General features: G+C 32.5%; 21 protein-coding genes. 13 read left to right on the top strand and 8 right to left on the bottom strand.

The features are described 5' to 3' along the window. Positions 1-239: 239 nt before the first annotated feature. From Q0945_RS07725 to Q0945_RS07710, 4 genes are all read right to left on the bottom strand, one after another. Positions 240-2,210, bottom strand: a complete 1,971-nt coding sequence (locus tag Q0945_RS07725) for a cytochrome c biogenesis protein CcdA (protein WP_299433013.1) — start codon at positions 2,208-2,210, stop codon at positions 240-242. Further along, on the bottom strand, positions 2,207-3,514 hold the full coding sequence (tilS, locus tag Q0945_RS07720; RefSeq protein ID WP_299433010.1) for a tRNA lysidine(34) synthetase TilS: 1,308 nt from the start codon (positions 3,512-3,514) through the stop codon (positions 2,207-2,209). Before tilS ends, Q0945_RS07725 begins: the two co-directional genes overlap by 4 nt. Before the next feature lie 38 nt (positions 3,515-3,552). Continuing rightward, entirely contained in the window at positions 3,553-4,851 is a 1,299-nt protein-coding gene (locus Q0945_RS07715; RefSeq protein ID WP_299433007.1) for an anthranilate synthase component I family protein, read from the bottom strand. Positions 4,852-4,946: 95 nt separating this feature from the next. Then, positions 4,947-5,483: an NAD(P)H-dependent oxidoreductase gene (locus tag Q0945_RS07710; protein WP_299433004.1), complete on the bottom strand. Its 537-nt coding sequence runs from the start codon at positions 5,481-5,483 to the stop codon at positions 4,947-4,949. A gap of 130 nt (positions 5,484-5,613) precedes the next feature. Between Q0945_RS07710 and Q0945_RS07705 the strand changes: the two genes are divergently transcribed. Beyond that, positions 5,614-6,798, top strand: coding sequence for an acyltransferase family protein (locus Q0945_RS07705; protein WP_299433001.1), 1,185 nt, complete (start codon positions 5,614-5,616; stop codon positions 6,796-6,798). Here Q0945_RS07705 and mgrA read toward each other — a convergent pair. Continuing rightward, positions 6,795-7,805 carry an L-glyceraldehyde 3-phosphate reductase gene (gene mgrA, locus Q0945_RS07700; RefSeq protein ID WP_299432998.1) on the bottom strand — a complete coding sequence of 337 codons (1,011 nt, stop codon included), beginning with the start codon at positions 7,803-7,805 and terminating at the stop codon, positions 6,795-6,797. The two genes, Q0945_RS07705 and mgrA, sit on opposite strands and share 4 nt — an antisense overlap. Positions 7,806-7,987: 182 nt before the next feature. Here mgrA and Q0945_RS07695 point away from each other — a divergent pair, with 182 nt between their 5' ends. Further along, positions 7,988-8,218, top strand: a complete 231-nt coding sequence (locus Q0945_RS07695; RefSeq protein ID WP_299432995.1) for a CDGSH iron-sulfur domain-containing protein — start codon at positions 7,988-7,990, stop codon at positions 8,216-8,218. 51 nt (positions 8,219-8,269) lie between these two features. Here Q0945_RS07695 and lpdA read toward each other — a convergent pair whose 3' ends face one another. Together lpdA and Q0945_RS07685 are read right to left on the bottom strand one after the other, a co-directional pair. Next, positions 8,270-9,676: a dihydrolipoyl dehydrogenase gene (gene lpdA, locus Q0945_RS07690; RefSeq protein ID WP_299432993.1), complete on the bottom strand. Its 1,407-nt coding sequence runs from the start codon at positions 9,674-9,676 to the stop codon at positions 8,270-8,272. A 51-nt stretch (positions 9,677-9,727) separates the two neighbouring features. Continuing rightward, the gene (locus Q0945_RS07685) at positions 9,728-10,189 is read right to left on the bottom strand and encodes an Lrp/AsnC family transcriptional regulator (protein WP_299432990.1); all 462 of its coding nucleotides are present in this window, start codon (positions 10,187-10,189) and stop codon (positions 9,728-9,730) included. Between the two features lie 153 nt (positions 10,190-10,342). Between Q0945_RS07685 and Q0945_RS07680 the strand changes: the two genes are divergently transcribed. The 11 genes from Q0945_RS07680 (at position 10,343) to ribB (ending at position 21,260) form a co-directional block, all read left to right on the top strand. Then, on the top strand, positions 10,343-11,563 hold the full coding sequence (locus Q0945_RS07680) for an aminotransferase class I/II-fold pyridoxal phosphate-dependent enzyme (RefSeq protein ID WP_299432987.1): 1,221 nt from the start codon (positions 10,343-10,345) through the stop codon (positions 11,561-11,563). A gap of 73 nt (positions 11,564-11,636) precedes the next feature. Further along, on the top strand, positions 11,637-13,106 hold the full coding sequence (gene nhaC, locus Q0945_RS07675) for a Na+/H+ antiporter NhaC (protein ID WP_299432984.1): 1,470 nt from the start codon (positions 11,637-11,639) through the stop codon (positions 13,104-13,106). Positions 13,107-13,301: 195 nt separating this feature from the next. Then, positions 13,302-13,946 carry a peroxiredoxin gene (locus Q0945_RS07670; RefSeq protein WP_299432982.1) on the top strand — a complete coding sequence of 215 codons (645 nt, stop codon included), beginning with the start codon at positions 13,302-13,304 and terminating at the stop codon, positions 13,944-13,946. Between the two features lie 12 nt (positions 13,947-13,958). Next, a complete protein-coding gene (locus Q0945_RS07665; RefSeq protein ID WP_299432979.1) occupies positions 13,959-14,273 on the top strand; it encodes a thioredoxin family protein in 315 nt (104 codons plus the stop codon). After that, positions 14,254-14,511, top strand: coding sequence for a hypothetical protein (locus Q0945_RS07660; protein WP_299432976.1), 258 nt, complete (start codon positions 14,254-14,256; stop codon positions 14,509-14,511). The genes Q0945_RS07665 and Q0945_RS07660 overlap by 20 nt, the downstream gene beginning before the upstream one ends. Positions 14,512-14,632: 121 nt before the next feature. Next, a complete protein-coding gene (gene tpx, locus Q0945_RS07655) occupies positions 14,633-15,139 on the top strand; it encodes a thiol peroxidase (RefSeq protein WP_299432973.1) in 507 nt (168 codons plus the stop codon). Further along, entirely contained in the window at positions 15,132-15,497 is a 366-nt protein-coding gene (locus Q0945_RS07650) for a diacylglycerol kinase family protein (RefSeq protein WP_299432970.1), read from the top strand. The genes tpx and Q0945_RS07650 overlap by 8 nt, the downstream gene beginning before the upstream one ends. A gap of 61 nt (positions 15,498-15,558) precedes the next feature. Next, positions 15,559-17,952 (top strand): DNA translocase FtsK, encoded by a 2,394-nt coding sequence (locus Q0945_RS07645; protein ID WP_299432967.1) that lies wholly within the window; start codon positions 15,559-15,561, stop codon positions 17,950-17,952. Between the two features lie 7 nt (positions 17,953-17,959). Next, a complete protein-coding gene (locus Q0945_RS07640; RefSeq protein ID WP_299432964.1) occupies positions 17,960-18,604 on the top strand; it encodes an outer membrane lipoprotein carrier protein LolA in 645 nt (214 codons plus the stop codon). 26 nt (positions 18,605-18,630) lie between these two features. Further along, the gene (locus Q0945_RS07635) at positions 18,631-20,124 is read left to right on the top strand and encodes an LptF/LptG family permease (RefSeq protein ID WP_299433308.1); all 1,494 of its coding nucleotides are present in this window, start codon (positions 18,631-18,633) and stop codon (positions 20,122-20,124) included. Then, complete coding sequence (gene ribB / locus Q0945_RS07630; protein WP_299432960.1) at positions 20,124-21,260, top strand: 3,4-dihydroxy-2-butanone-4-phosphate synthase; 1,137 nt, start codon at positions 20,124-20,126, stop codon at positions 21,258-21,260. Before Q0945_RS07635 ends, ribB begins: the two co-directional genes overlap by 1 nt. A 4-nt stretch (positions 21,261-21,264) precedes the next feature. Here the strand turns inward: ribB and Q0945_RS07625 are convergent, their stop codons facing one another. Continuing rightward, the gene (locus tag Q0945_RS07625; protein ID WP_299432957.1) at positions 21,265-22,461 is read right to left on the bottom strand and encodes a DegT/DnrJ/EryC1/StrS family aminotransferase; all 1,197 of its coding nucleotides are present in this window, start codon (positions 22,459-22,461) and stop codon (positions 21,265-21,267) included. Positions 22,462-22,499: the final 38 nt, after the last annotated feature.

Here is a 22,499-nt window from a genome sequence, read left to right as displayed (position 1 = left end):
CACCTAAAATGGTGCTTTAATGCTTTAAGTAAGGGGAACTATATTTTTTATTAAATTAATGTAAAAACCTTCATATAGGTATATTTTATTAACAACAAGTTAAAATACACTGATTAAATACTCTACAAATAGTACCATATAAAAAACTAAACCAAAAAATAACAATAACAGCACTGCTGCTTTTTTTAATCTTATCATTATAACACTACTTTTTATTAATAACGTAGTATTATTCCTACTTATTGTGTTTTATACTTAATATTCTGTAATCCTTCTTTTAGCCATACTTCATAAGTTGCACTATCTGAAGTTTGTATAGCCCTATTTATAACTTCTAAATCTGGAGAAAGCAACACATAATAAGGTTGTGAAGCTACATTAAAGTTTACATCTTGAAAAGTACCCCATTTCTCCCCTATTGTTTCTATTGTTTTTACACGCCCAGAATCGTATTTAAATTTAAACTGAGATTCTTTTGGTAATTCTTTTCTATCGTCCACATACAAAGAGATTAAAACATAATCTTCTTTAAGCAATTTAAACACTCCTGGCTCACTCCAGACGTTTTCTTCCATTTTCCTACAATTAACACATGCCCAACCCGTAAAGTCTAGTAAAACAGGTTTATTTACTTTTTTAGCATGTAAAAGACCTGCTTCAAAATCTTTAAAGCAATCTAACCCTAAAGGGCAATCGCTTTCTTGTTCAAAAACACTATAAAACTCTGGAGGAGGAAATCCGCTTAACAACTTTAAATTAACAATCTTAGCTGTTCCTAATACCAAATACCCCAAAAAAACAGCACTTGCTATTCCTGCAACTTTTCTTCCTGTAGATAATTTCTGCTTAGGGCCATCATGAGGGAATTTAAATACACCAAACAAGTATAAGGTTAAGAATAGCGAAAGAACTATCCATATTCCTAAAAATATTTCGCGTTTTAAGAATCCCCAATTCCCAACCAAATCTGCATTAGACAAAAACTTAAGAGCCAAACCTAATTCCAAGAAACCAAGAACTACCTTTACAGTAGTCATCCATCCGCCAGATTTAGGCAAGGAATTTAACCAAGCTGGGAACATTGCAAACAACATAAAAGGTAATGCTAATGCCACACCAAAACCTGTCATTCCCGCAGTTAAATTAGTAGCAACATCGCCATCTGCTAATGCAGTACTTCCTAATAACCCACCTAAAATTGGCCCTGTACAAGAAAAAGATACTATAGCCAATGTAACTGCCATAAAGAAAATTCCTAAAAATCCTCCTGTTTTGGTAGATGCACTGTCCATTTTATTAGCCCATGAACTTGGCAATGTTAACTCATAATACCCAAAGAAGGAAAAAGCAAAAAACACGAACACTATAAAAAATACTAGGTTTAACCACACATTAGTTGCTATAGTATTTAATATTTGTGAGTCTACAGAATCGAATAAATGAAATGGTAAGCTTAACAAAAAGTATATTACAATAATAAAAAAACCATATAATAGTGCTCCTATTATTCCTTTAGATTTGTTTTGCGCGTGTTTTGTAAAGAAAGAAACCGTTAAAGGAATCATTGGAAAAACACAAGGAGTTAACAAGGCTATTAATCCTCCTATAAACCCTAAACCAAAAATCATCCAAAGGCTAGAAGTATCTACACTAATAATAGCACCCTCCAAAATTTCTTTGTTTTTTAAATCTAGTTTTAATGCCGATGTCATTGCTAAACTTCGTGAATCCAATGTTTCTTCTGTTTTAACAATGGTTTCTCCGCTTAATGAAAAAGCAAAATTTTCTTCCCTATTCATGCAAACCTCTTTACATATCTGAAAAAAGAGCTCTACATTAATTTGAGAAAGAGACGGATTTAAAACTTTTATTTTTTGAGTAAAGACTGCTTTGTTTTTAAAAAAGGTTTCGTCTACTTCAAAAACGTCACTAAATTCTGTATATGTTTTATTTTCAACTGTCTCCCCTATTAATTCATAGTCTTTTCCTAAATTTGCAAAGGTAACCTCGGTTTTTAAAGGGCCACCATCTGGAGTATGCTGTGAGTATATATGCCAATCTTTTGCTATAGCACCTATAAGCACCAACTCATAATCCGTATCATTTATTTTTTTTATCTCTTGTTTCCAGATTACCGGATTCTCATCATCCTGTGCCAATCCAGAAAAAACAGTAACTACCGATACAATTAATAGAAAAATATACTTCATTCTTTTACTTTAAATTTTAAAACATGTTTTGTTTCTGAGGTTATTTTAAAACGATTATCTGCTCGTTTACCAATTACCCAAACAATTTGGTCATCACTACAAAGTAACCATTGACTTTCTTTAGACAAAACATCTATCTTTTCATCTTTAAAAAATTTGGATAACTTTTTCTTCCCATGCATACCAAAAGGATAAAAATAGTCGCCTTTTTTCCATTTCCTTATCGTTAAAGGGTATTTTAACGTTTCTTTATCTACATAAAGCGTGTTTAAAGAACGTTCTTCTACACTTTCTACTAGGCTAATATCCATTACTACAGGGTCTTTAACAGCATCCATACTTTCTTTAACAACAAATTCCTTATTTAGAACTTCCTCTAATGTTGTTAAAAGCAAATAGCCTCTATTTTTAACTAGTCTATGGGTTTTAGAATGAATTTCCTTACCAGACATAGCTTCTAATAAACCAGCTACATTTTGCCATTCCGTAAATCCATAGGATTTAAAAAGACCATATATATATCCTTTTAAAGGATGTAGTTCCTTAAGCTTCTCTATAGAAATTTTATACCGATTGTTTTCTGACAAAAACAAACTCCTCTTTACCTTACTCAAAGTATTATCTACAATTGCTGCAGTCTGCTCTAGATAGTGTTGGGTGTTTGTAAAATTATCTAAAAAAGTTGGGTGCAACTCTTTTAACAAGGGTACTATTTGGTGTCTTATTTTATTTCTTAAATACTTTGTATCTGCATTACTCTTATCTTCCCTCCATTTTAGCATATTGGTTTGGGCATATGCCATAATTTGCTCTTGAGAAAATGGAAGTAAAGGTCTTTTTATTACATCTGTATTATGCGGTATTCCTTTTAAACCATCTATACCTGAACCTCTAGAAAGATTAATTATAAATGTTTCCAAATTATCATCTGCATGGTGTGCAGTAACCAAATATTTAATAGCATTTTCTTGCTGTATCTTGGAAAACCAATCATACCTTAGCTCTCTAGCTGCAACTTGAATTGACACTTTATTTAAATATGAGTAATCAATTGTTTCAAAATTAGTTATATATATTTTTTTACCTATATTTAATCCTAACTTTAAAGCAAATTCCTCATCCTTATCACTTTCTTCTCCTCGCAACTTAAAATTACAATGCGCTAACTCAAAATCCAGATTGGCATTAACACAAAGATGTGCCAAAACAACACTATCTATTCCTCCGCTACATGCCAAAAGAAACTTAGATGTTTTTAATTCTGGAAACGATTTTTCTATATGGGTGTTAAATAATTCTTGCACAATACAAAGGTACTAAAGTCTTTTTGCTAATCCACGCTTTAGGTGCTTTCTAATACCTGGCGCATTGCTTTGGCTTTTAGAAGACATTCTTCATATTCTTTTTCTGGAATTGCTTTTGCAGTTATTGCTCCGCCCACAGCATAGGAAACATACTTTTGTGTAGCGTTATAAAGAATACTCCTAATAATTACATTAAAATCAAAGTCCTGCTCTGGCGTAATATACCCTACTGCCCCACTATAAACTCCTCTTTTAAAAGATTCTAACTCCTCTATTATCTCCATCGCGGACACTTTAGGCGCCCCTGTCATGCTTCCCATCGGGAAAGTTTCTTTTAACACCTCAACTATATTCTTTTCTTTAGGAATCTCTGCGGTTATAGTAGAAATCATTTGATGTACTTGCTCAAAAGAAAACACCTTACAAAGCTCTTGAACCCTTACAGAACCTTTGGTTGCACTTTTAGACAAATCATTACGCACCAAGTCTACAATCATTATATTCTCTGCTCTTTCCTTCTCATCTAAAGACAATCTATTTTTTAAGTCATTATCTTTTTTTTCATCTTTAGAACGCTTAGCCGTTCCTTTAATAGGCTGTGAAATAAGCTTACTTCCTTCTTTCTTTATATAACGCTCTGGAGAGGCAGAGAGCACGTACTTATCCTGAACCTTAAGATAGGTTGCAAATGGCGCTTTAGATATTATATTAAGCTTATTATACACTCTTAGAGGGTTTATTTCTGTATCTTCCGCATAAAACTCTTGACAGAAATTTGCTTCATAGATATCTCCTCTCTGAATGTATTGCAGCATTTTATTTACCTTTCTAAAATACTCATCTTTAAAAATACGCAGCCTTATCTTTATGTCTTTAGAATTTTCTTTTTTATCTTCTATTAACTTTATAGAATTTATAGTATCAAAATCTTCTTGAATTTCATCATCTACCATATTCAGGTAAATAAACTCTGCTGTATTCCCTATTATTCGTATAATTTTTTTTGGCTGATAAAAGTAAAGTTCTGGAAAAAGTAATCCATCATAATTATCTGAAAACAAACACTCTACATCATTTTTTAAATCATAAGACAAATACCCAAATAGCCAATCTTTAGTAGTGGCTTGGTATTCTTTAAAGTCTTCAAATGCATTAGCAGCATCAGTCACAAAAGCTGTTAATCCATCTACAGCCAATAAAGTGTCAAAAGAACTATAATTAGATGCGTGCTTATTACTATCTAACCAGGTAACCTCATCAAACTGTTGCGCCCATTGCAAAGCTGCCTTTTTAAATTGGCTTATATTAGAAATAGCATATGCTACTGTTTTTCTCAAATCTTAAGATATTTTACTCGATAATCAAGATTTAAATACTCCAACCTTGTTGCAATTAACATTCAATTACTTTTTAAATGATTGACGTGTTAACCTTAAGCTAACTTACTTAAAAATAAATTTAGAGCATCTTGATGCTGTTTTGCTAATTCTACATTTGTAATTCCCTTTTTAACATCAAAATTTACATGAAACTCTGGCAAGGAAAAAGTAACTACCACTTCTGCCCCCATTCTAGGAAGTGAATTTTCCACTATATTTAATGCACCAATAGCTCCTCTTTTTCCTGGCGATGTAGCCATCAAAAAAACTTTTTTATCCTCAAAACAGTTACGTTCTAATCTAGAAAGCCAATCCAGTACGTTTTTAAAATAAGCTGAAGAATTACCATTGTGCTCATTCACAGAAATTAGTACCCCATCAGCCTTTTGTATATCTTCTTTAAACTCTACCAAAGAATTAGAAAAACCATTTTCCTTCTCATAATCTTCACTATACATAGGAAAAGGAAAGTTTGCAAGGTTTAATAATTGAACAGAGTGCTCTTTTGCTTGAGAAACCGTATACTTTACTAATTTATAATTAATTGATTCTGAAGAATTACTGCCTGCAAATGCTAATATAGCTGCCATAGATATAGATTAAAGAGTTTATTCAACGAAAATAAAGTAAATACGCTTTAATTGCGAGTTTTTTACATATTTTTGCTGCAATAAAAAACCTAAACAATTGTTATTCAATAGAATAACCTAATATAGGGAAATGAATAAAAATAAGAAACGTCTTTATTTTATAGATGCCATGCGTGCATGGGCTATTCTTATGATGCTACAAGGGCACTTTATTGACGGCTTGCTAGATCCTATTTTTAGAGACAATACTAACATATTCTATTCTGTATGGAAGTATTTTAGAGGGATTACTGCTCCTGTCTTTTTTACGGTTTCTGGTTTTATTTTTACTTTTCTTTTAATTAAAAACCCCATAAAAGGGTTTGGTAATCCTAGAGTAAAGAAAGGAATAATACGAGGCTTACAATTAATTGGCATTGGTTATTTATTGCGAATGAACCTACTTGGTCTTTTATATGGAGAAATATATGATGCCTTCTATTTGATAGATGTTCTACACTGTATTGGAGTTTCTTTACTTGGTATTATAACTATTTACGTATTAACTAGTAAACAAAAAAGCTATGTATTCCCTACTGTCTTAGGCATTATTGGAGTTGCTCTTTTTATTTTTGAACCTATATATGCAAAATCCTCTTTTAGCTTTCTTCCACAATCAATGGCTAATTATTTTGCAAAATCTAGCGGTTCTGTTTTTACTGTAATACCTTGGTTTGGTTATACAGCTCTCGGCGGTTTAATATCTTTTTTGTTTAAAAAGTATAAAGAAAGAGGTGCTTTTTACCCTATTGCTATTATAGGAAGCCTTACTCTTGGAATTCTATTAATTTTCTTTTCTTCGGATGTATTTATGAATATATTCAATACTACAAATATTACCCTCTTTGCGTCTATCCATTACAACAACTACCTTTTTATACGTTTTGGTGATGTATTGGTTGTTTTTTCCATTTTTATGTTGGTAAGAAACTTTTTAACCAACAAGACCGTAATTAAGTTAGGGCAAAGCACCCTGTCTATCTACATTATTCATTTCATAATTTTATATGGCAGTTTTACAGGTTTGGGTTTATACCGCTTTTTTAGTAACTCCGTTTCCCCTACAATAGTAATTCTTGGTGCAATACTATTTATGTTTACATGCTCTTGCATTGCCTTACAATATGAAAGACATAAAGGAAACGTCACAAAAAGAGTTAGTATATTTACTGCAAAAAAAATCCGAGTTATAGAACCCGGATTAATACTATTTACAAAACTAGTAAAATCTTTTAGTTTTAAAGTCCTTAGACTTTTAGGTATTTTAAAGAATTAAGAATTTGCATTTATAATATCCATTTCTTCTTTAGAAAAATCTAAATTATCTAGAGCCTTTATATTTTCTTTTAACTGCCCCGATGAACTAGCACCCACAAGAACAGAAGACACTGCTGGCCTATTTAATAACCATGCTATTGCCATTTGAGAGAGTTTTTGCCCTCTTTTATCTGCTAATGCCGCCAAGTTTTTAATTTTCTCTAGATTAGCCTCTACCTGTTTCTTATCTAAATATGTAAAATTCTTAGCTGCTCTAGAATCTTTTGGAATACCGTTTATATATTTATTAGTAAGCATCCCTTGTGCTAATGGAGAAAAAGCAATGCAACCTACTCCTTTATCTTCTAAAGTATCCAAAAGTCCACCTTCTACACATCTATCAAAAATAGAATATTTGGCTTGGTGCAATACAAAAGGGGTTTTTAACTCTTTCAATATTACAGCAGCTTCTGCTGTTTCTTTAGGCTCGTAATTAGAAATACCTACGTAAAGGGCTTTTCCTTGACGTACAATATCCGCAAGCGCACCCATGGTTTCTTCTAAAGGGGTATCTGGGTCTGGTCTATGATGGTAAAAGATATCTACATAATCTAAGTCCATACGCTTTAGACTTTGGTCTATACTGGCGATTAGATACTTTCTAGAACCCAAATTACCATAAGGACCAGGCCACATATCATAACCTGCCTTAGAAGCTATAAATAACTCATCTCTATAACTTTTAAAATCTTTCTTAAAAAGCATTCCAAAGTTTTCTTCTGCGGAACCATAAGGCGGGCCGTAATTATTTGCTAAATCGAAATGCGTAATCCCTAAATCAAAAGCAGTTCTCAGAATTTCTCTAGCATTCTGTTGATTATCTACAAAACCGAAGTTATGCCATAGTCCAAGAGAAATAGCTGGCAATAAAACACCACTCTTTCCACAACGATTATACTGCATGGTTTTATACCGCTCAGAATCTGCCATGTAATTAGTTACACCCGATTTGTCATTTATTTGCATTTTATTATCGCTTTAGCGTTGGTTATAAAATCTTCCTATAAAAATATACTATTTAGATTAATTGTACATAATACTTATGCTGGAGATTATTTGGATTGATTCAAAATTAACATCAAAATACAAACCATATACTGAATTCTTCTATTTTTAGTGTTTTCAACAATAATTAAAACAACAACTACATGAGTGATAAAAAATTTACCCCTGTTAAATTAGCATTAGAAAAAGATAAAAGATACGCTTGGTGTACCTGCGGACATTCCGAAACTAATGTGTTTTGCGATGGTTCTCATAAAAAACACGAAAAACCAGGCTCTTTAGTTTTTCAGGTAGAAGAAGATAAAACAGCTGGGATATGCACTTGTAAGCTTACTAGCAACCCACCGTTTTGTGACGGAAGCCATAAAAACTAATATAAAAACTCCCGTCTATAATTAGACGGGAGTTTTTATATTAATTCCTACTTATATATGTAAAGCACGGTCTTCCGTAGCTGCTAACGCTGCTTCTTTTACAGCTTCTGCATACGTTGGGTGTGCATGACTCATTCTAGCTATATCCTCTGCAGATGCACGGAATTCCATGGCTACCACGGCTTCAGAAATTAAATCTGCTACACGTGCTCCTACCATATGCACTCCTAAAACCTCATCGGTATTTTTATCTGCAAGAATTTTTACAAATCCGTCAATATCCATACTTGCTCTTGCTCTACCTAAAGCTCGCATAGGGAATTGACCTACTTTATATGCTACACCTGCCTCCTTCAACTGCTCTTCTGTTTTACCAACAGCAGCAACTTCTGGCCAAGTATACACTACACCTGGAATAAGGTTATAATCTATATGTGGCTTTTGTCCTGCTAAAATTTCCGCCACTAAAGTTCCTTCTTCTTCCGCTTTGTGGGCTAACATAGCTCCTTTTATAACGTCACCAATTGCATATATATTAGATACATTGGTTTGCAAATGCTCGTTAACTGCTACTCTACCTCTTTCTTCTAGTTTAATCCCTGCTGCTTCTAAATTTAAGCCATCTGTATATGCATGGCGACCAACAGCTACCAAACAATAATCTCCTGTAAAAGTAACTTCTTCTCCTTTTTTATTATCGGCCTTAACCACAACTTCATTACCGTTACGCTCTACAGATTTTACTTTATGAGATAGTGCAAATTTTATTTTCTGCTTTTTAAGAACTTTTGTCAATTCTTTAGAACAAGCTCCATCCATTCCTGGAATAATACGATCTAAATATTCAACAACTGTAACTTCTGCACCTAAACGCTTATATACTTGCCCCAATTCTAGACCAATTACACCCCCACCAATTACAATCATGTGTTTTGGTACTTCTTTAAGTTTTAAAGCTTCGGTTGAAGTAATAACACGCTCTTTATCTATTTTAATAAAAGGTAAACTAGAAGGCTTAGAACCTGTTGCTATAATTGTATTCTTAGCCTCTATAGTTTCTGTTTTCCCATCTTCTTTTGTTATATTAATATTGGTAGCATCTTTAAAACTACCAATACCTTGAAAAACATCAATCTTATTCTTTTTCATTAAAAAATCAATACCTCCAGTTGTTTGATCTACCACCGCTTGTTTACGAGATATCATTTTTTCTAAATTCACTTTAACCTCTCCAGGAATTTCTATTCCATGTGTATCAAAATGTTTTATAGCATCTTCATAATGATGCGAAGAGTCTAGTAATGCTTTAGATGGAATACAACCTACATTAAGACATGTACCACCAAGTGTGGCGTATTTTTCTACTATTGCAGTTTTCATTCCTAATTGCGCACAGCGTATGGCTGCAACATATCCTCCAGGGCCTGAACCGATAACGGCTACATCATATGAACTCATAAAATTGTATTGTTTTTATTCTTAAACAAAATTAGTGTTATTTTCTGATTTTTAAACATCAATTGCTGTTGTATGCTTAACTTCATTAATAATAAATGTGCTTTGTGTGCTACCTATATTGGCAATTGCAGTTAATTTAGATACCATAAACCCACGATATGCTTCCATATCTTTTACATGAACTTTTAAAATATAATCATAATCTCCGCTAACATGGTAACATTCTGCAATTTCCTCTAGCTTTAATATTTCACGTTCAAATTGCAAAACATTATCCTTTATATGCTGTATTAGTTTTACATGACACAAAACCACAAATGCTTTGTTTACCTTTTTCTTATCTACTAAAGCCACATAATTAGTTACCACTTTGTTTTTTTCTAACCTCTTAACACGCTCATAAACGGCAGTTGTAGAAAGCCCTAGCTTATTTGCATACTCTTTATTAGTCTTTTTACTATCCTTTTGAAGCATAGCTAATAACTGCCTATCAATTTCATCAAACTTAAACATGTGATTTTTTCTAATTAAACAACAAATAAAGAACCAAAAATTAAATATAAACTATAAAACTAATTTATAATAGTTTTATTTTCTATAAAAAACAAAAACTATTGATAAAAATATGGTATATCTATATTTTTATAACATAAAAATAATATAATTATGTCAAATAACGCTTCTAACAATTTACAGGACTTACAATATTTTGGAGAATATGGTGGTGTTAACCCTTCTATTTCCGACTCTTCTACCTACACCTTTATTTCTGCAAAAACAATGTTCGATACTTTTGAAGGGAACACCGAAGGTTGTTATTTATATAGCAGACACTCTTCCCCATCAAATTTATATCTTGGAGAAGCATTAGCTGCTATTGAAGGAACAGAAACTGCCAATGTAACTGCAAGCGGAATGGGCGCTATTACCGCTGTAATTTTACAACTTTGTGATACTGCTGATCATATTGTTAGCAGCAGAACTATATATGGAGGTACTTATGCTTTTATGAAAAATTTTCTTAAAAAATTTGGGATTACTACTTCTTTCATAGACATTACAGATATTGATGCTGTTGAAAAAGCTATCACTCCTAAAACAAAAATGATATACTGCGAAAGTGTTAGCAACCCTCTTTTAGAAGTTGCAGATATTGAAGCACTTTCTAAATTAGCAAGAAAACACGGAATACCATTAGTAGTAGATAACACTTTTTCTCCGCTTACTATTGCACCTGCTAAATTAGGTGCCGATATTGTAATACATAGCTTAACTAAATTTATAAACGGAACTAGTGACTGCGTTGCTGGTGTGGTATGCGGCACAAAAGACTTTTGTTTGGCTTTAAAAGATGTTAATAGTGGTGCCGGAATGTTATTAGGAAGCACATTAGATAGTCTTAGAGCATCCTCCATCCTAAAAAATATGCGAACATTACATATACGCATGCAAAAGCACAGTGAAAACGCAAAATATTTAGCAGAGAAATTTGAAGAAGACGGACTTAGAGTGGTTTACCCTGGCTTAAAATCGCACTCAGGACATGAAACTTTAAAAAAGCAAATGAATAGCAAATATGGTTTTGGCGGTCTACTTACTTTAGATGTTGGCTCCTTAGAAAATGCTAATGCACTTATGGAAATGATACAAGACCAAAAACTCGGGTACCTAGCAGTGAGTTTAGGTTTTTACAAAACATTATTTAGCGCTCCTGGAACTTCTACTTCATCAGAAATACCAATGGAAGAACAAATAGAAATGGGATTAGGTGACGGACTAATACGGTTCTCTATAGGTTTAGATAACGACATAAAAAGGACTTATGAAATGATGAAAGCTTGCATGCTTCAACTAAATATTTTAAAGAAAAAGACAATTACTGCATAGAACTATTATCGAATTACCGTTTGTAGAACTGTATTCAAAATCGTAATATTACAAGGAAATCAAAAAAAGTTACATGCATAACAACAGCCTAAACCCAAATGGTCCTGAAAATGAAAATATTGTTGAAAATAAAGAGCTAAACATTTGGGAGGCATTAACTCCTGTAGTTTTCTTAATGTCTTTGCTCGCATACAATATTTTTTTTGCAGATGGTGAATGGCTAGGGGAATATTCTAATCAATTTATCCTGTTAATAGGCGGTTTCTTTGCTGCTATAATTGGTTTATTTAATAAAACCAATTTAAAAACTATGGGAGCAGAAATTTTAGAGAACTTAAAAAGTGTTCTTATACCTATAATGATTTTATTTTTAGTTGGCGCACTAGCTGGCACATGGCTGGTAAGCGGTATTATACCCGCAATGGTTTATTATGGTCTTAAAGTTTTAAACCCAGAAATATTTTTACCTGCATCTATACTAATATCTGCAATAATCTCTATTGCAACTGGCAGTTCATGGACCACTTCTGCTACTGTTGGCATTGCACTAGTTGGTATTGGCACCGCTTTAGGAATCTCTTCTGGCATGATTGCTGGCGCTGTAATTTCTGGGGCATATTTTGGAGATAAAATGTCTCCTTTAAGTGACACTACTAATTTAGCTCCCGCTATGGCAGGAACCGATTTATTTACCCATATAAAATATATGACATACACTACAGTTCCTACAATTATTTTAACACTAATTGTTTTTACCATTTTAAATCTAAATATTACCACATCTGGCGGTGCAGATGTTAGCGGTTTATTAACAACTATAGATACTACATTCAATATAACGCCGTACCTATTTATAGTTCCTATTATTGTAATTGCCTTAATACTATTAAAAACAAAACCATTAGTAGCTTTAGGAACTGGAGTTGCTTTAGCAGGTGGTTTTGCCATATTTTTTCAGGAAGAAATATTGAATACCTTATCAGAATCTAACGTTACTGCCGTATTCAATGCAATTTTTACAGATACTTCTATTGTTACAGATAATGAAAAATTAAATGACTTATTTAGTTCGGGTGGTATGAAAGGCATGCTTTGGACCATATACCTTATTTGCTCTGCAATGGTATTTGGTGGTATAATGGATGCTATTGGGGCTTTAGCAAAAATTACAAGTGCTCTATTATCTATAGCTACAAGTACTTTTGGACTCTTTGCCAGTACTGTTATAAGTTGCTTAGGTTTAAACACCATTGCAAGCGACCAATATTTAGCTCTTGTAATTCCTGGAAAAATGTTTAAAAAAGCATATAAAGATAAAAACCTTGCTCCAGAAAACCTCAGTAGAACTCTAGAGGACTCTGGTACTGTAACCTCTGTATTAATTCCATGGAATACATGCGGCGCCTATCAATCAGGAGTATTAGGTGTTGGCGTTGCTGAATATTTTATTTATGCTATGTTTAACTGGCTAAGTCCAATAACCACTCTTTTATTTGCTGCTTTTAATATTAAAATAAGAAAAATTATCTCCTCTAAAGCCTAAAAAGTAAGATTCAGAATAAAAAAACCACTAAAAATTACAGTTCTACATTTTCATAACCACTGAAAATTAACAAGTTACAAACAGCATTAATAAATACTATTATTCAATTAGAATTTATAATAGTTCCTCTATTTTTTTTACCAACCTAAATTCTAAATTTGCAGCTTAAATTTAACAGCATAAAAAAATAAAAAAATGGCGATCGTAGGTAAAAAATTCCCGAATTTAGAAGTAAACGCAATGAACGAAATGGGCGATACATTTAAATTAAATGTATTAGAAGAAGCTCAAAAAAATAAGAAGAAAGTATTATTATTCTGGTACCCAAAAGATTTTACTTTTGTTTGCCCTACTGAATTACACGCTTTTCAGGCTGCATTAGGAGAGTTCGAAAAAAGAAACACACTGGTTATAGGTGCATCTTGTGATACTGCAGAAGTACACTTTGCATGGTTAAACACTGCTAAAGATAATGGTGGTATAGAAGGTGTTACTTACCCTTTATTAGCAGATAGCAATAGAAATTTAGCTGCAACTTTAGGCATCCTAGATGTTACTAATGAACAGTATAATGAAGAAACAGGTGTAGTAACTGTGGACGGAGACAATGTAACATACAGAGCTACATATTTAATAGATGAAGAAGGTACTGTTTTTCATGAAGGAGTAAACCACATGCCTGTTGGTAGAAATGTAAATGAGTTTTTACGTTTAGTAGATGCTTACACACATGTTCAGGAAAAAGGAGAAGTTTGTCCTGCAAACTGGGAAGAAGGTAAAGATGCTATGCAAGCAAACTCTAAAGGTACTGCAGAGTATTTAGCTGCTCATGTAAACTAAAATTATACAAGCATGTTACTAGAATTAGAAAAAGACAATTTAGCAGAAATTATTGCCGATAATAATAATGTAGTGGTACAATACTCTGCTACTTGGTGTGGTAACTGCAGAATAATGAAACCAAAATTTAAAAAAGAAGCTTCTCTTAATGAAGAGGTTACTTTTATTTTGGCAGATGCAGAAAAATTTCCAGAGTCTAGAAAATTAGCAAACGTGGATAATTTACCAACTTTTGCAACTTTTGTAGATGGGAAATTTAAGAACCAGACACAGACCAATAAATATGATGTTTTAAAAGAACTTGTAAATGAAATTACCAGTAATTAAACACCTTACTAATTTTATTGAGGCTAATGACGAAGATTATATAGTAGAAACTATAGAAACTTTGGAAGACCTTACTGAGATTTCTTCGCTAAAAGATGAAGAATTAGATGTAATTGGCGAACTAATTTCTAATATGTATGGCGCTTTAGAAGTAAGTAAAGCCGTAAGAGAAGGTAAACCAAAAAAGGAAGCATTAAATGAATTTATGCAACGTGTTGTGGGTGCTATAGACTCATAATCAATTCCTAGTAAATTATTAAAGTCCGTTACTCTAGAGTAACGGACTTTTTATTTATAAAAAAGTTACATATCCCCTTAATATTTTTTAATTTCACAACTTAAACCATAAAAATACTATCATGGCATCAGTAACATTAAAAGGAAACGCATTAACAACTATAGGAAATTTACCATCAGCAGGTACTAAAGCTCCAAATTTTTCACTTACTAAGAACGATTTGTCTACCGCACAATTATCTGATTATTCTGGAAAAAAAATAGTTTTAAACATATTCCCAAGTATAGATACTGGCACTTGTGCACAGTCTGTTCGCCAATTTAACCAAGAAGCAGCAGAATTAGATAATACTGCAGTATTATGTATTTCTAAAGATTTACCTTTTGCGCAAGCAAGATTTTGTGGCGCTGAAGGAATAGATAAAGTAGAAGTTCTTTCGGATTTTAAAGATGGTAATTTTGGAAAAGCTTACCAAGTAGATTTTGCAGATGGCCCTCTACAACCACTACACTCTAGATCTGTAATTGTCATTGATCAAGACGGAACTGTAGTTTACAACGAGCAAGTTGCAGAAACAACAGAAGAACCAAATTATAAAGCAGCTTTAGAAGCCTTAATAAATGCCTAAAGAATCTTTTCTTGTAAATAGAATTAAAAGTGTAGGTTTTGCTCTTAAAGGCGCCTTCCTTTTAATAAGAACAGAAGCTAGTATAAAAATCCAGCTTTTTATTGCAATTGTAATGACTATTGCTGGATTTTATTTTAAAATTTCTAATCTAGAATGGATTTTGCAAATATTTGCAATTGGTATAGTAATGGGAATTGAAGGACTTAATACTGCAGTAGAAAAAATAGCAGATTTTATTCATCCAGAATTCGATGAAAAAATTGGTTTTATTAAAGATATTGCAGCTGGTGCTGTTATGCTAGTCTCTATTGCTTCTACCATAATTGGTCTTATAATTTACTTACCAAAAATTCTTTAAAAAAGAAAATAAACACCTTCAGAGGTAAATTCGTAATTTAGCCCTCAGAATAAAAGATTTCATGGCAAAAAAGGCAAAAAAAATAAAGCCAGCAAGCACTCCTAATAAAAAGGAAACATTTAAAATATCCCAACAAAATAAAATTTTGTTAGGTAGTATTTTTATTCTTTTTAGTATTGCCCTATTCTTCTCCTTTGTATCGTTTTACTTTACATGGCAAGATGACCAAAGTATGCTATCTGAATTTGCCAACAGAAATGAAAAAGCAAATAATTTACTTAATAAATTTGGCGCCAATATTAGTCACTTTTTTATATATAAAGGTTTTGGTATTGCTTCTTTAATAATTCCTTTTTTACTTTCTATTACTGGCCTTTATCTTTTTTTAGGATTAGAAAAAAAAGGTATTTTAAAAAAATGGATATGGGGTTTTATTTTTATCATCTGGATATCTATTGCTTTAGGCTTTTTTGCTATTAAACAACCACTACTAGGAGGTTTAGTAGGATATGAAATGAACGATTTTCTTCAAGATTATACCGGAAAAATAGGAGTTTTATTGCTACTATTATTTGGATTAATATTTATTTTGGTTCGTTTGTTTAAATTTTCTCCAGAAAATATAGCTTCTTATATAAAGAGTAAAAAACAATCTTTAGAATCGGACTTTAAATCTACCACATTAAAACCTTCTAAGGAAGAAATTGTTCCTATAGATAAAGGAGAAAAAAATATTGCAGTTCCAGATGCTTATACGCATAAAGAAGAAATTCCTTCTATCAAAAAAGAAATAAAATTATCGGATGATTTTGAAGTAACAGTACCAGAAGAAGAAAAAGAAGTTATAAAATCAGAGGTTCCAGAAGTTGCTATGGAAGTAGAAAAGGTGGTAGAAGAAAATGAGGAACCATCTAGCATTGCAAAAAAACTAGTCGAAGATTTTGGAGAGTTTGATCCTACTCTTGAGTTAGGAAATTATAAATTCCCTATCCTAGATTTATTAGACAAACACGGTACAACAGGGAGTATTACAATAAACCAAGAAGAATTAGAGGAAAACAAGAATAAAATTGTTGAAACTTTAAAAAACTACAAAATTGGTATTGCACAGATTAAAGCAACTATAGGACCTACAGTTACTTTGTATGAAATTGTACCAGACGCTGGTGTTCGTATTTCTAAAATTAAAAATTTAGAAGATGATATTGCTTTATCTTTAGCTGCATTAGGAATACGTATTATTGCCCCTATCCCTGGTAAAGGAACTATTGGTATAGAAGTACCTAATAAAAATTCTACTATAGTTTCTATGCGTTCTGTTATTGCCTCTAAAAAGTTTCAAGAAGCAGAAATGGAGCTTCCTATTGCTTTTGGTAAAACTATTAGTAATGAAACTTTTGTGGTAGATTTAGCAAAAATGCCGCATTTATTAATGGCGGGTGCAACTGGGCAAGGTAAATCGGTTGGTTTAAATGCCGTACTTACCTCCCTACTCTACAAAAAACACCCTGCAGAAGTAAAATTTGTATTGGTAGATCCTAAAAAAGTGGAACTTACTTTATTTAATAAAATAGAACGTCATTTCTTAGCAAAACTTCCAGATAGCGCAGAAGCTATCCTTACCGATAATGCAAAAGTAATTAATACCGTTAATTCTCTTTGTATAGAGATGGATGACAGATACGAGCTGCTTAAGAAAGCAATGGTTCGTAATCTTAAAGAATACAATCATAAATTTAAATCTAGAAAACTAAATCCCGAAGACGGTCACAAATTCTTACCATATATTGTCTTGGTTATTGATGAATTTGCTGATTTAATTATGACTGCTGGTAAAGAAGTAGAAACCCCTATTGCAAGACTAGCACAGTTAGCAAGAGCAATTGGTATACACTTAATTATTGCAACGCAAAGACCATCTGTAAACGTTATTACAGGTATTATAAAAGCTAACTTCCCTGCAAGAATAGCATTTAGAGTAACTTCTAAAATAGACTCTAGAACCATTTTAGATGCCTCTGGAGCAGACCAATTAATAGGCCGTGGAGATATGCTCTACACCCAAGGGAATGATGTAACTCGTATACAATGTGCCTTTGTAGACACCCCAGAAGTAGAAAAAATTACTGAATATATTGGTGCGCAAAGAGCATATCCAGAAGCACATGAATTACCAGAATATAGCGGAGAAGAGTCTGGCACAAGTCTTGATAATAACATATCAGAAAGAGACGCGATGTTCCGCGATGCTGCCGAAGTTATTGTAATTGCCCAGCAAGGTTCCGCTTCTCTTATCCAAAGAAAATTGAAATTAGGGTACAACAGAGCTGGTCGTATTATAGACCAATTAGAAGCCGCTGGTATTGTTGGCCCGTTTGAAGGTAGTAAAGCAAGACAAGTCTATGTGCCAGATATGATAGCACTAGAAGAAATTTTTAACAATGAAAAAAAATAAAATTATAATGAAGAAGATATATATAGCATGCCTAATTTTATTTGCAACTAATTTTGCAATTGCACAAAACTCTCAAAAAGCAAAAACACTTTTAGACCAAGTATATACTAATGTAAAAAGTTATAAAAACATTTATGTAGACTTTAAAATAGCGTTGCACAATTCTGAAGCTGGCATTAACCAAGAAACTAAAGGAAATGTAACTATACAAGGAGACAAGTACCTTTTTAACTATTTAGGCGCTAAACAACTTTTTGATGGTTCTAAAGTTTACACAGTTGTTCCCGAAAATGAAGAAGTAACTATAGAAAACAAATCAGAAGAGGAAAATACCGTTACTCCTTCTAAAATGCTAACTTTTTACAAAACAGGACATACCTATGATTGGGATATTTTACAAAACGTTCAAGGACGTAAAATACAATTCGTAAAAGTTACTCCGATAGAAACAAATACGGAAATACAATCTATATTAATAGGGATAGATGTAGGCACTAAAAACATTTATAAGATTATAGAAACAGGAAAAAACAGTACCAAAACTACAATTACTGTTAATTCTTTTAAAACAGACCAGCCTTTATCAAAAACCTTATTTACTTTTGACGAAAGTAAGTACAAGAATGACGGGTACTACATTATAAGAAATTAGAGCAATTGAGAATTCTAGACCGATATATACTATCCAGGTTCACCTCCAATTTTGTCAGTTCGTTTATAATATTGATGTTTATCTTCATATTTCAAACGATTTGGTTGTTTATAGACGATTTTGCTGGTAAAGGGTTAGACATTGTTATTATTGGCAAATTCTTACTATACCTAATGCCAGATTTAACAGAAAAGGTATTACCGCTTACCGTATTACTTTCTTCTATATTAACCTTTGGAACGTTTGCAGAAAATTATGAATTTGCTGCAATGAAAGCATCTGGTATATCGCTAGAAAGAGCTATGCTTAGCTTAATTGTTTTTGTAAGTATTCTTGGCATTGTTACTTTCTTTTTTGCCAATAGCGTAATACCTGCATCTCAAAGAAAAATATATAATCTCAGAAAAAATATAGCACAAGTTAAACCTGCTGCAATTATTGCCGAAGGAGTATTTAGTGATTTTGAAGGGATGAGCATTAAAGTAGACGAAAAATCTGGAGAAAACGACAAGTTTCTAAAAAATGTAATCATTCATAAAAAAACAAAATTAAACATCAATAGTACCGTAATAAAAGCAAAAAAAGGAGAATTAATTAGTAGTAAAGAGTCCGAAATAATACAGCTAGTACTTACCGATGGACATTATTATGAAGATGTACAAGCCAAAAAGAATAACAAAAAACTAAAATACCCTTTTGCCAAAGCTAATTTTGACACCTACACTATGAATATGGAGGTGCCAGAATTAAATAATGACGATTTAGAAGCCGATAGAGATGTTAGTACCGATAAAATGAAAAACGTTTCTAGATTAAATAAAGATATAGACTCTTTAAAGAAAGATAACTTTAGAATTGTTAAAGCGTTTTCTAAAAATATTTCCAATAGAATGGGAGTTTTCTCTAAAATAAAGCCAAAAAAAATACCAACAACTCCAAATAAAATAGAAAAAGAGCAATTTTTAAATAATATAAAAGATACCACTTCTATTATCCCGAAAATAGATATAACTGCAAATGATTTTAATACTATAGATTTATTTGATGATAGGCAACAATTACAAATACTAATTTCTGCAAAAAACAATACCAATAATATTTTAAATACTATTAGAGGTAAAAAACAAGAATTAGAAAAACGCTATAAAATATACAACCTTCACATACTATCCCTACACAAAAAGTTTGCACTAGCATTCTCCTGTATTATACTTTTCTTTGTTGGCGCACCACTAGGCGCTATAATACGAAAAGGAGGTTTAGGCTTACCTATGGTAATTGCAATAGTATTATTTCTAGTATATTACTTTATAGGGGTTTTTGCTGGAAACTATGCTAAGGAAGGTAATATTCACCCAATTTTAGGGGCTTGGCTATCTACTTTAATAATGCTTCCTCTAGGCGTATTTTTAACAAGAAGAGCTACAGCAGATAAAGGCATGCTCAATATAGGCGGTATTATTATAGATTTCTTTAAAAGAATAATTCCCAAAAAAAAACAAAAATTAGTTTCTGAATAATGACAAAGGAAAATAACATACAACTAGATACGATAGAAGAAGCTATTGAAGATATTAGAAAAGGGAAAGTTATAATTGTTGTAGATGATGAAAACCGTGAGAATGAAGGTGATTTTTTAGCTGCAGCAGAATTGGCCACCCCAGAGACCGTTAACTTTATGGCATCGCATGGTAGAGGTTTAATCTGTGCACCACTAACAGAAGGACGTTGTTCTGAGCTTGGATTACACATGATGGTATCTAATAATACAGACCCTATGGAAACTGCTTTTACTGTCTCCGTAGATTTACGTGGAGAGGGAGTCACTACAGGTATTTCTGCTAGCGATCGTTCTAAAACAGTTATTGCTTTAACTAAAAAAGATACCAAACCACATGATTTAGCTAGACCAGGACATATTTTTCCATTAGTAGCTAAAGAAGGTGGTGTTTTAAGAAGAACAGGGCATACAGAAGCCGCTATAGATTTTGCAAGACTTGCTGGTCTAAAACCTGCTGGAATTATTGTAGAAATAATGAATGAAGATGGCTCTATGGCAAGACTTCCACAACTAATGGATGTTGCTAAAAAGTTCAATTTAAAAATTGTTTCTATAGAAGACTTAGTTGCCTACCGTATGGAGCACGACAGTTTAATTACTAAAGAGAATGATTTTACTATAACCACCCGTTTTGGAGATTTTAGATTACGTGCCTATAGACAAACTACTAATAATAATGTTCATATTGCTTTAACTAAAGGAAATTGGTCTAAAAACGAGAAAGTACTTACCAGAATACACTCTAACTTAGTAAATAATGATATACTAGGAACACTAACTAGTAATCCCAACAAAAAGTTAGAGTTAATGTTTAATGCCATAAATAAAGAAAAAAAAGGCGCTATAATCTTTATAAATCAAGATTTAGAATCTATGAATCTATTGTCTCGCTTAATAGATTTAAAAGAACTACAAAAACAAGGCGTTTTTAAAGCTCCTCTTATTGAAATGGATTCTAGAGATTTTGGAATTGGCGCACAAATTTTACACAACTTAGATATTTCTAAATTGCGTTTATTAACCAATAGTGCTGCAACAAAAAGAGTTGGTATAATAGGTTACGGCCTAGAAATAGTAGAATACGTAAATTACTAAAACCTTATTCTAAAATACTTTTTAAGGCTTTAACCATTTTCCTTGCTCTTTCTTTTACTTCTTCAGTTGTCCAAGAAAGTTTAATTAAAGAAGAAACATTTCTACCCACCCACTTATCTGATAAAGAAAAATCTGATTTTGCATAATCTGGCAATTGCTCCTGTACTTCTTTTGGTAATTTCCCTAAAGAGGTTTGGTTTGTTAAATGTTCCCATTTTCTATAATAATGCCAATTATTATGAAACCAATAAAAACAAGCATCTACACCCTCTTCCCCTAAAGTCTTATGTGCTTTTTCTGCTAGTTCTTGTGTTGGTAAAAAGAAACTTAGAAACGAATAATTTTCTACTCCTCCTTCCGGTACTTCTCTAAAAACTATTTCTGGTATTGTAGCTAATGCATCTTTAATTATAGTATAATATTGTTCTTGTTTTTCTAAAAAAGCATCTAAACGCTTTAATTGTGCTATTCCAACAGCTGCATGCAATTCTGAAATACGATAGTTATATCCTAAAAACGGATGCGCTTCTGCACCCCTATCCTTCCCAACATGGTCGTGCCCATGGTCTGAGTAATGGTCTGCATTAATATAATACTTTTCATTATTTGTAACTACTGCCCCACCTTCTCCACTTGTTATTGTCTTTACAAAATCGAAAGAGAAACAACCTAAATCCCCATAACTCCCAAGTGGTTTCCCTTCAAAGGTTCCGCCAATTGCTTGACAAGCATCTTCTAGCAACAACAAATTATGCTTGTCACAAATAGCTTTTAACGCTTTTAAATCTGCCATAGAACCGCACATATGTACTGGCATAACAACTTTAGTTCTTGGAGTTATTGCTTTTTCTACAGCAGCTGGATTAAGAGTCAATGTAGCATCTACATCTACCAAAATAGGAACAGCTCCTAATGCCAAAATAGACTCAAAACTTGCAACAAAAGTAAATGTTGGCATTAATACTTCATCACCAGCACCAACCCCCGCACTTGCTAAAGCTACTGTAAGAGCAGCCGTACCGCTACTCACTAGTTGTGTATATTTAGACTGCATCCTTTTAGACAAAGCGCTCTCAAACTCTTTTGCTTTCCATTGTCCATTACGCATACCATCAAAACCATAGCGCATTAAAACCCCAGTTTCTAAAACATCATTTACTTGTTTCTTTTCTTCTTCTCCAAATAATTCAAATCCTGGCATACTGTTATGTTCGTTGGTTATTAGCTTTTAGCGATTAT

The organism is uncultured Maribacter sp., from assembly GCF_947500405.1.
Classification (GTDB): Bacteria; Bacteroidota; Bacteroidia; order Flavobacteriales; family Flavobacteriaceae; genus Maribacter_B.
Note: the sequence above shows the minus strand (reverse complement) of the source record. Positions and strands in the feature narration are given on the sequence as shown.

Bases quoted from the DNA above. Each gene is read 5' to 3' on its own strand.
- ribB (WP_299432960.1), top strand. From the start codon at position 20,124: ATGACAAAGGAAAATAACATACAACTAGATACGATAGAAGAAGCTATT.
- Q0945_RS07705 (WP_299433001.1), top strand. From the start codon at position 5,614: ATGAATAAAAATAAGAAACGTCTTTATTTTATAGATGCCATGCGTGCA.
- Q0945_RS07640 (WP_299432964.1), top strand. From the start codon at position 17,960: ATGAAGAAGATATATATAGCATGCCTAATTTTATTTGCAACTAATTTT.
- Q0945_RS07685 (WP_299432990.1), bottom strand. From the start codon at position 10,189: ATGTTTAAGTTTGATGAAATTGATAGGCAGTTATTAGCTATGCTTCAA.
- Q0945_RS07710 (WP_299433004.1), bottom strand. From the start codon at position 5,483: ATGGCAGCTATATTAGCATTTGCAGGCAGTAATTCTTCAGAATCAATT.
- mgrA (WP_299432998.1), bottom strand. From the start codon at position 7,805: ATGCAAATAAATGACAAATCGGGTGTAACTAATTACATGGCAGATTCT.
- Q0945_RS07625 (WP_299432957.1), bottom strand. From the start codon at position 22,461: ATGCCAGGATTTGAATTATTTGGAGAAGAAGAAAAGAAACAAGTAAAT.
- Q0945_RS07725 (WP_299433013.1), bottom strand. From the start codon at position 2,210: ATGAAGTATATTTTTCTATTAATTGTATCGGTAGTTACTGTTTTTTCT.
- Q0945_RS07650 (WP_299432970.1), top strand. From the start codon at position 15,132: ATGCCTAAAGAATCTTTTCTTGTAAATAGAATTAAAAGTGTAGGTTTT.
- Q0945_RS07670 (WP_299432982.1), top strand. From the start codon at position 13,302: ATGGCGATCGTAGGTAAAAAATTCCCGAATTTAGAAGTAAACGCAATG.
- Q0945_RS07695 (WP_299432995.1), top strand. From the start codon at position 7,988: ATGAGTGATAAAAAATTTACCCCTGTTAAATTAGCATTAGAAAAAGAT.
- nhaC (WP_299432984.1), top strand. From the start codon at position 11,637: ATGCATAACAACAGCCTAAACCCAAATGGTCCTGAAAATGAAAATATT.
- Q0945_RS07660 (WP_299432976.1), top strand. From the start codon at position 14,254: ATGAAATTACCAGTAATTAAACACCTTACTAATTTTATTGAGGCTAAT.
- Q0945_RS07645 (WP_299432967.1), top strand. From the start codon at position 15,559: ATGGCAAAAAAGGCAAAAAAAATAAAGCCAGCAAGCACTCCTAATAAA.
- Q0945_RS07680 (WP_299432987.1), top strand. From the start codon at position 10,343: ATGTCAAATAACGCTTCTAACAATTTACAGGACTTACAATATTTTGGA.
- tpx (WP_299432973.1), top strand. From the start codon at position 14,633: ATGGCATCAGTAACATTAAAAGGAAACGCATTAACAACTATAGGAAAT.
- Q0945_RS07665 (WP_299432979.1), top strand. From the start codon at position 13,959: ATGTTACTAGAATTAGAAAAAGACAATTTAGCAGAAATTATTGCCGAT.
- lpdA (WP_299432993.1), bottom strand. From the start codon at position 9,676: ATGAGTTCATATGATGTAGCCGTTATCGGTTCAGGCCCTGGAGGATAT.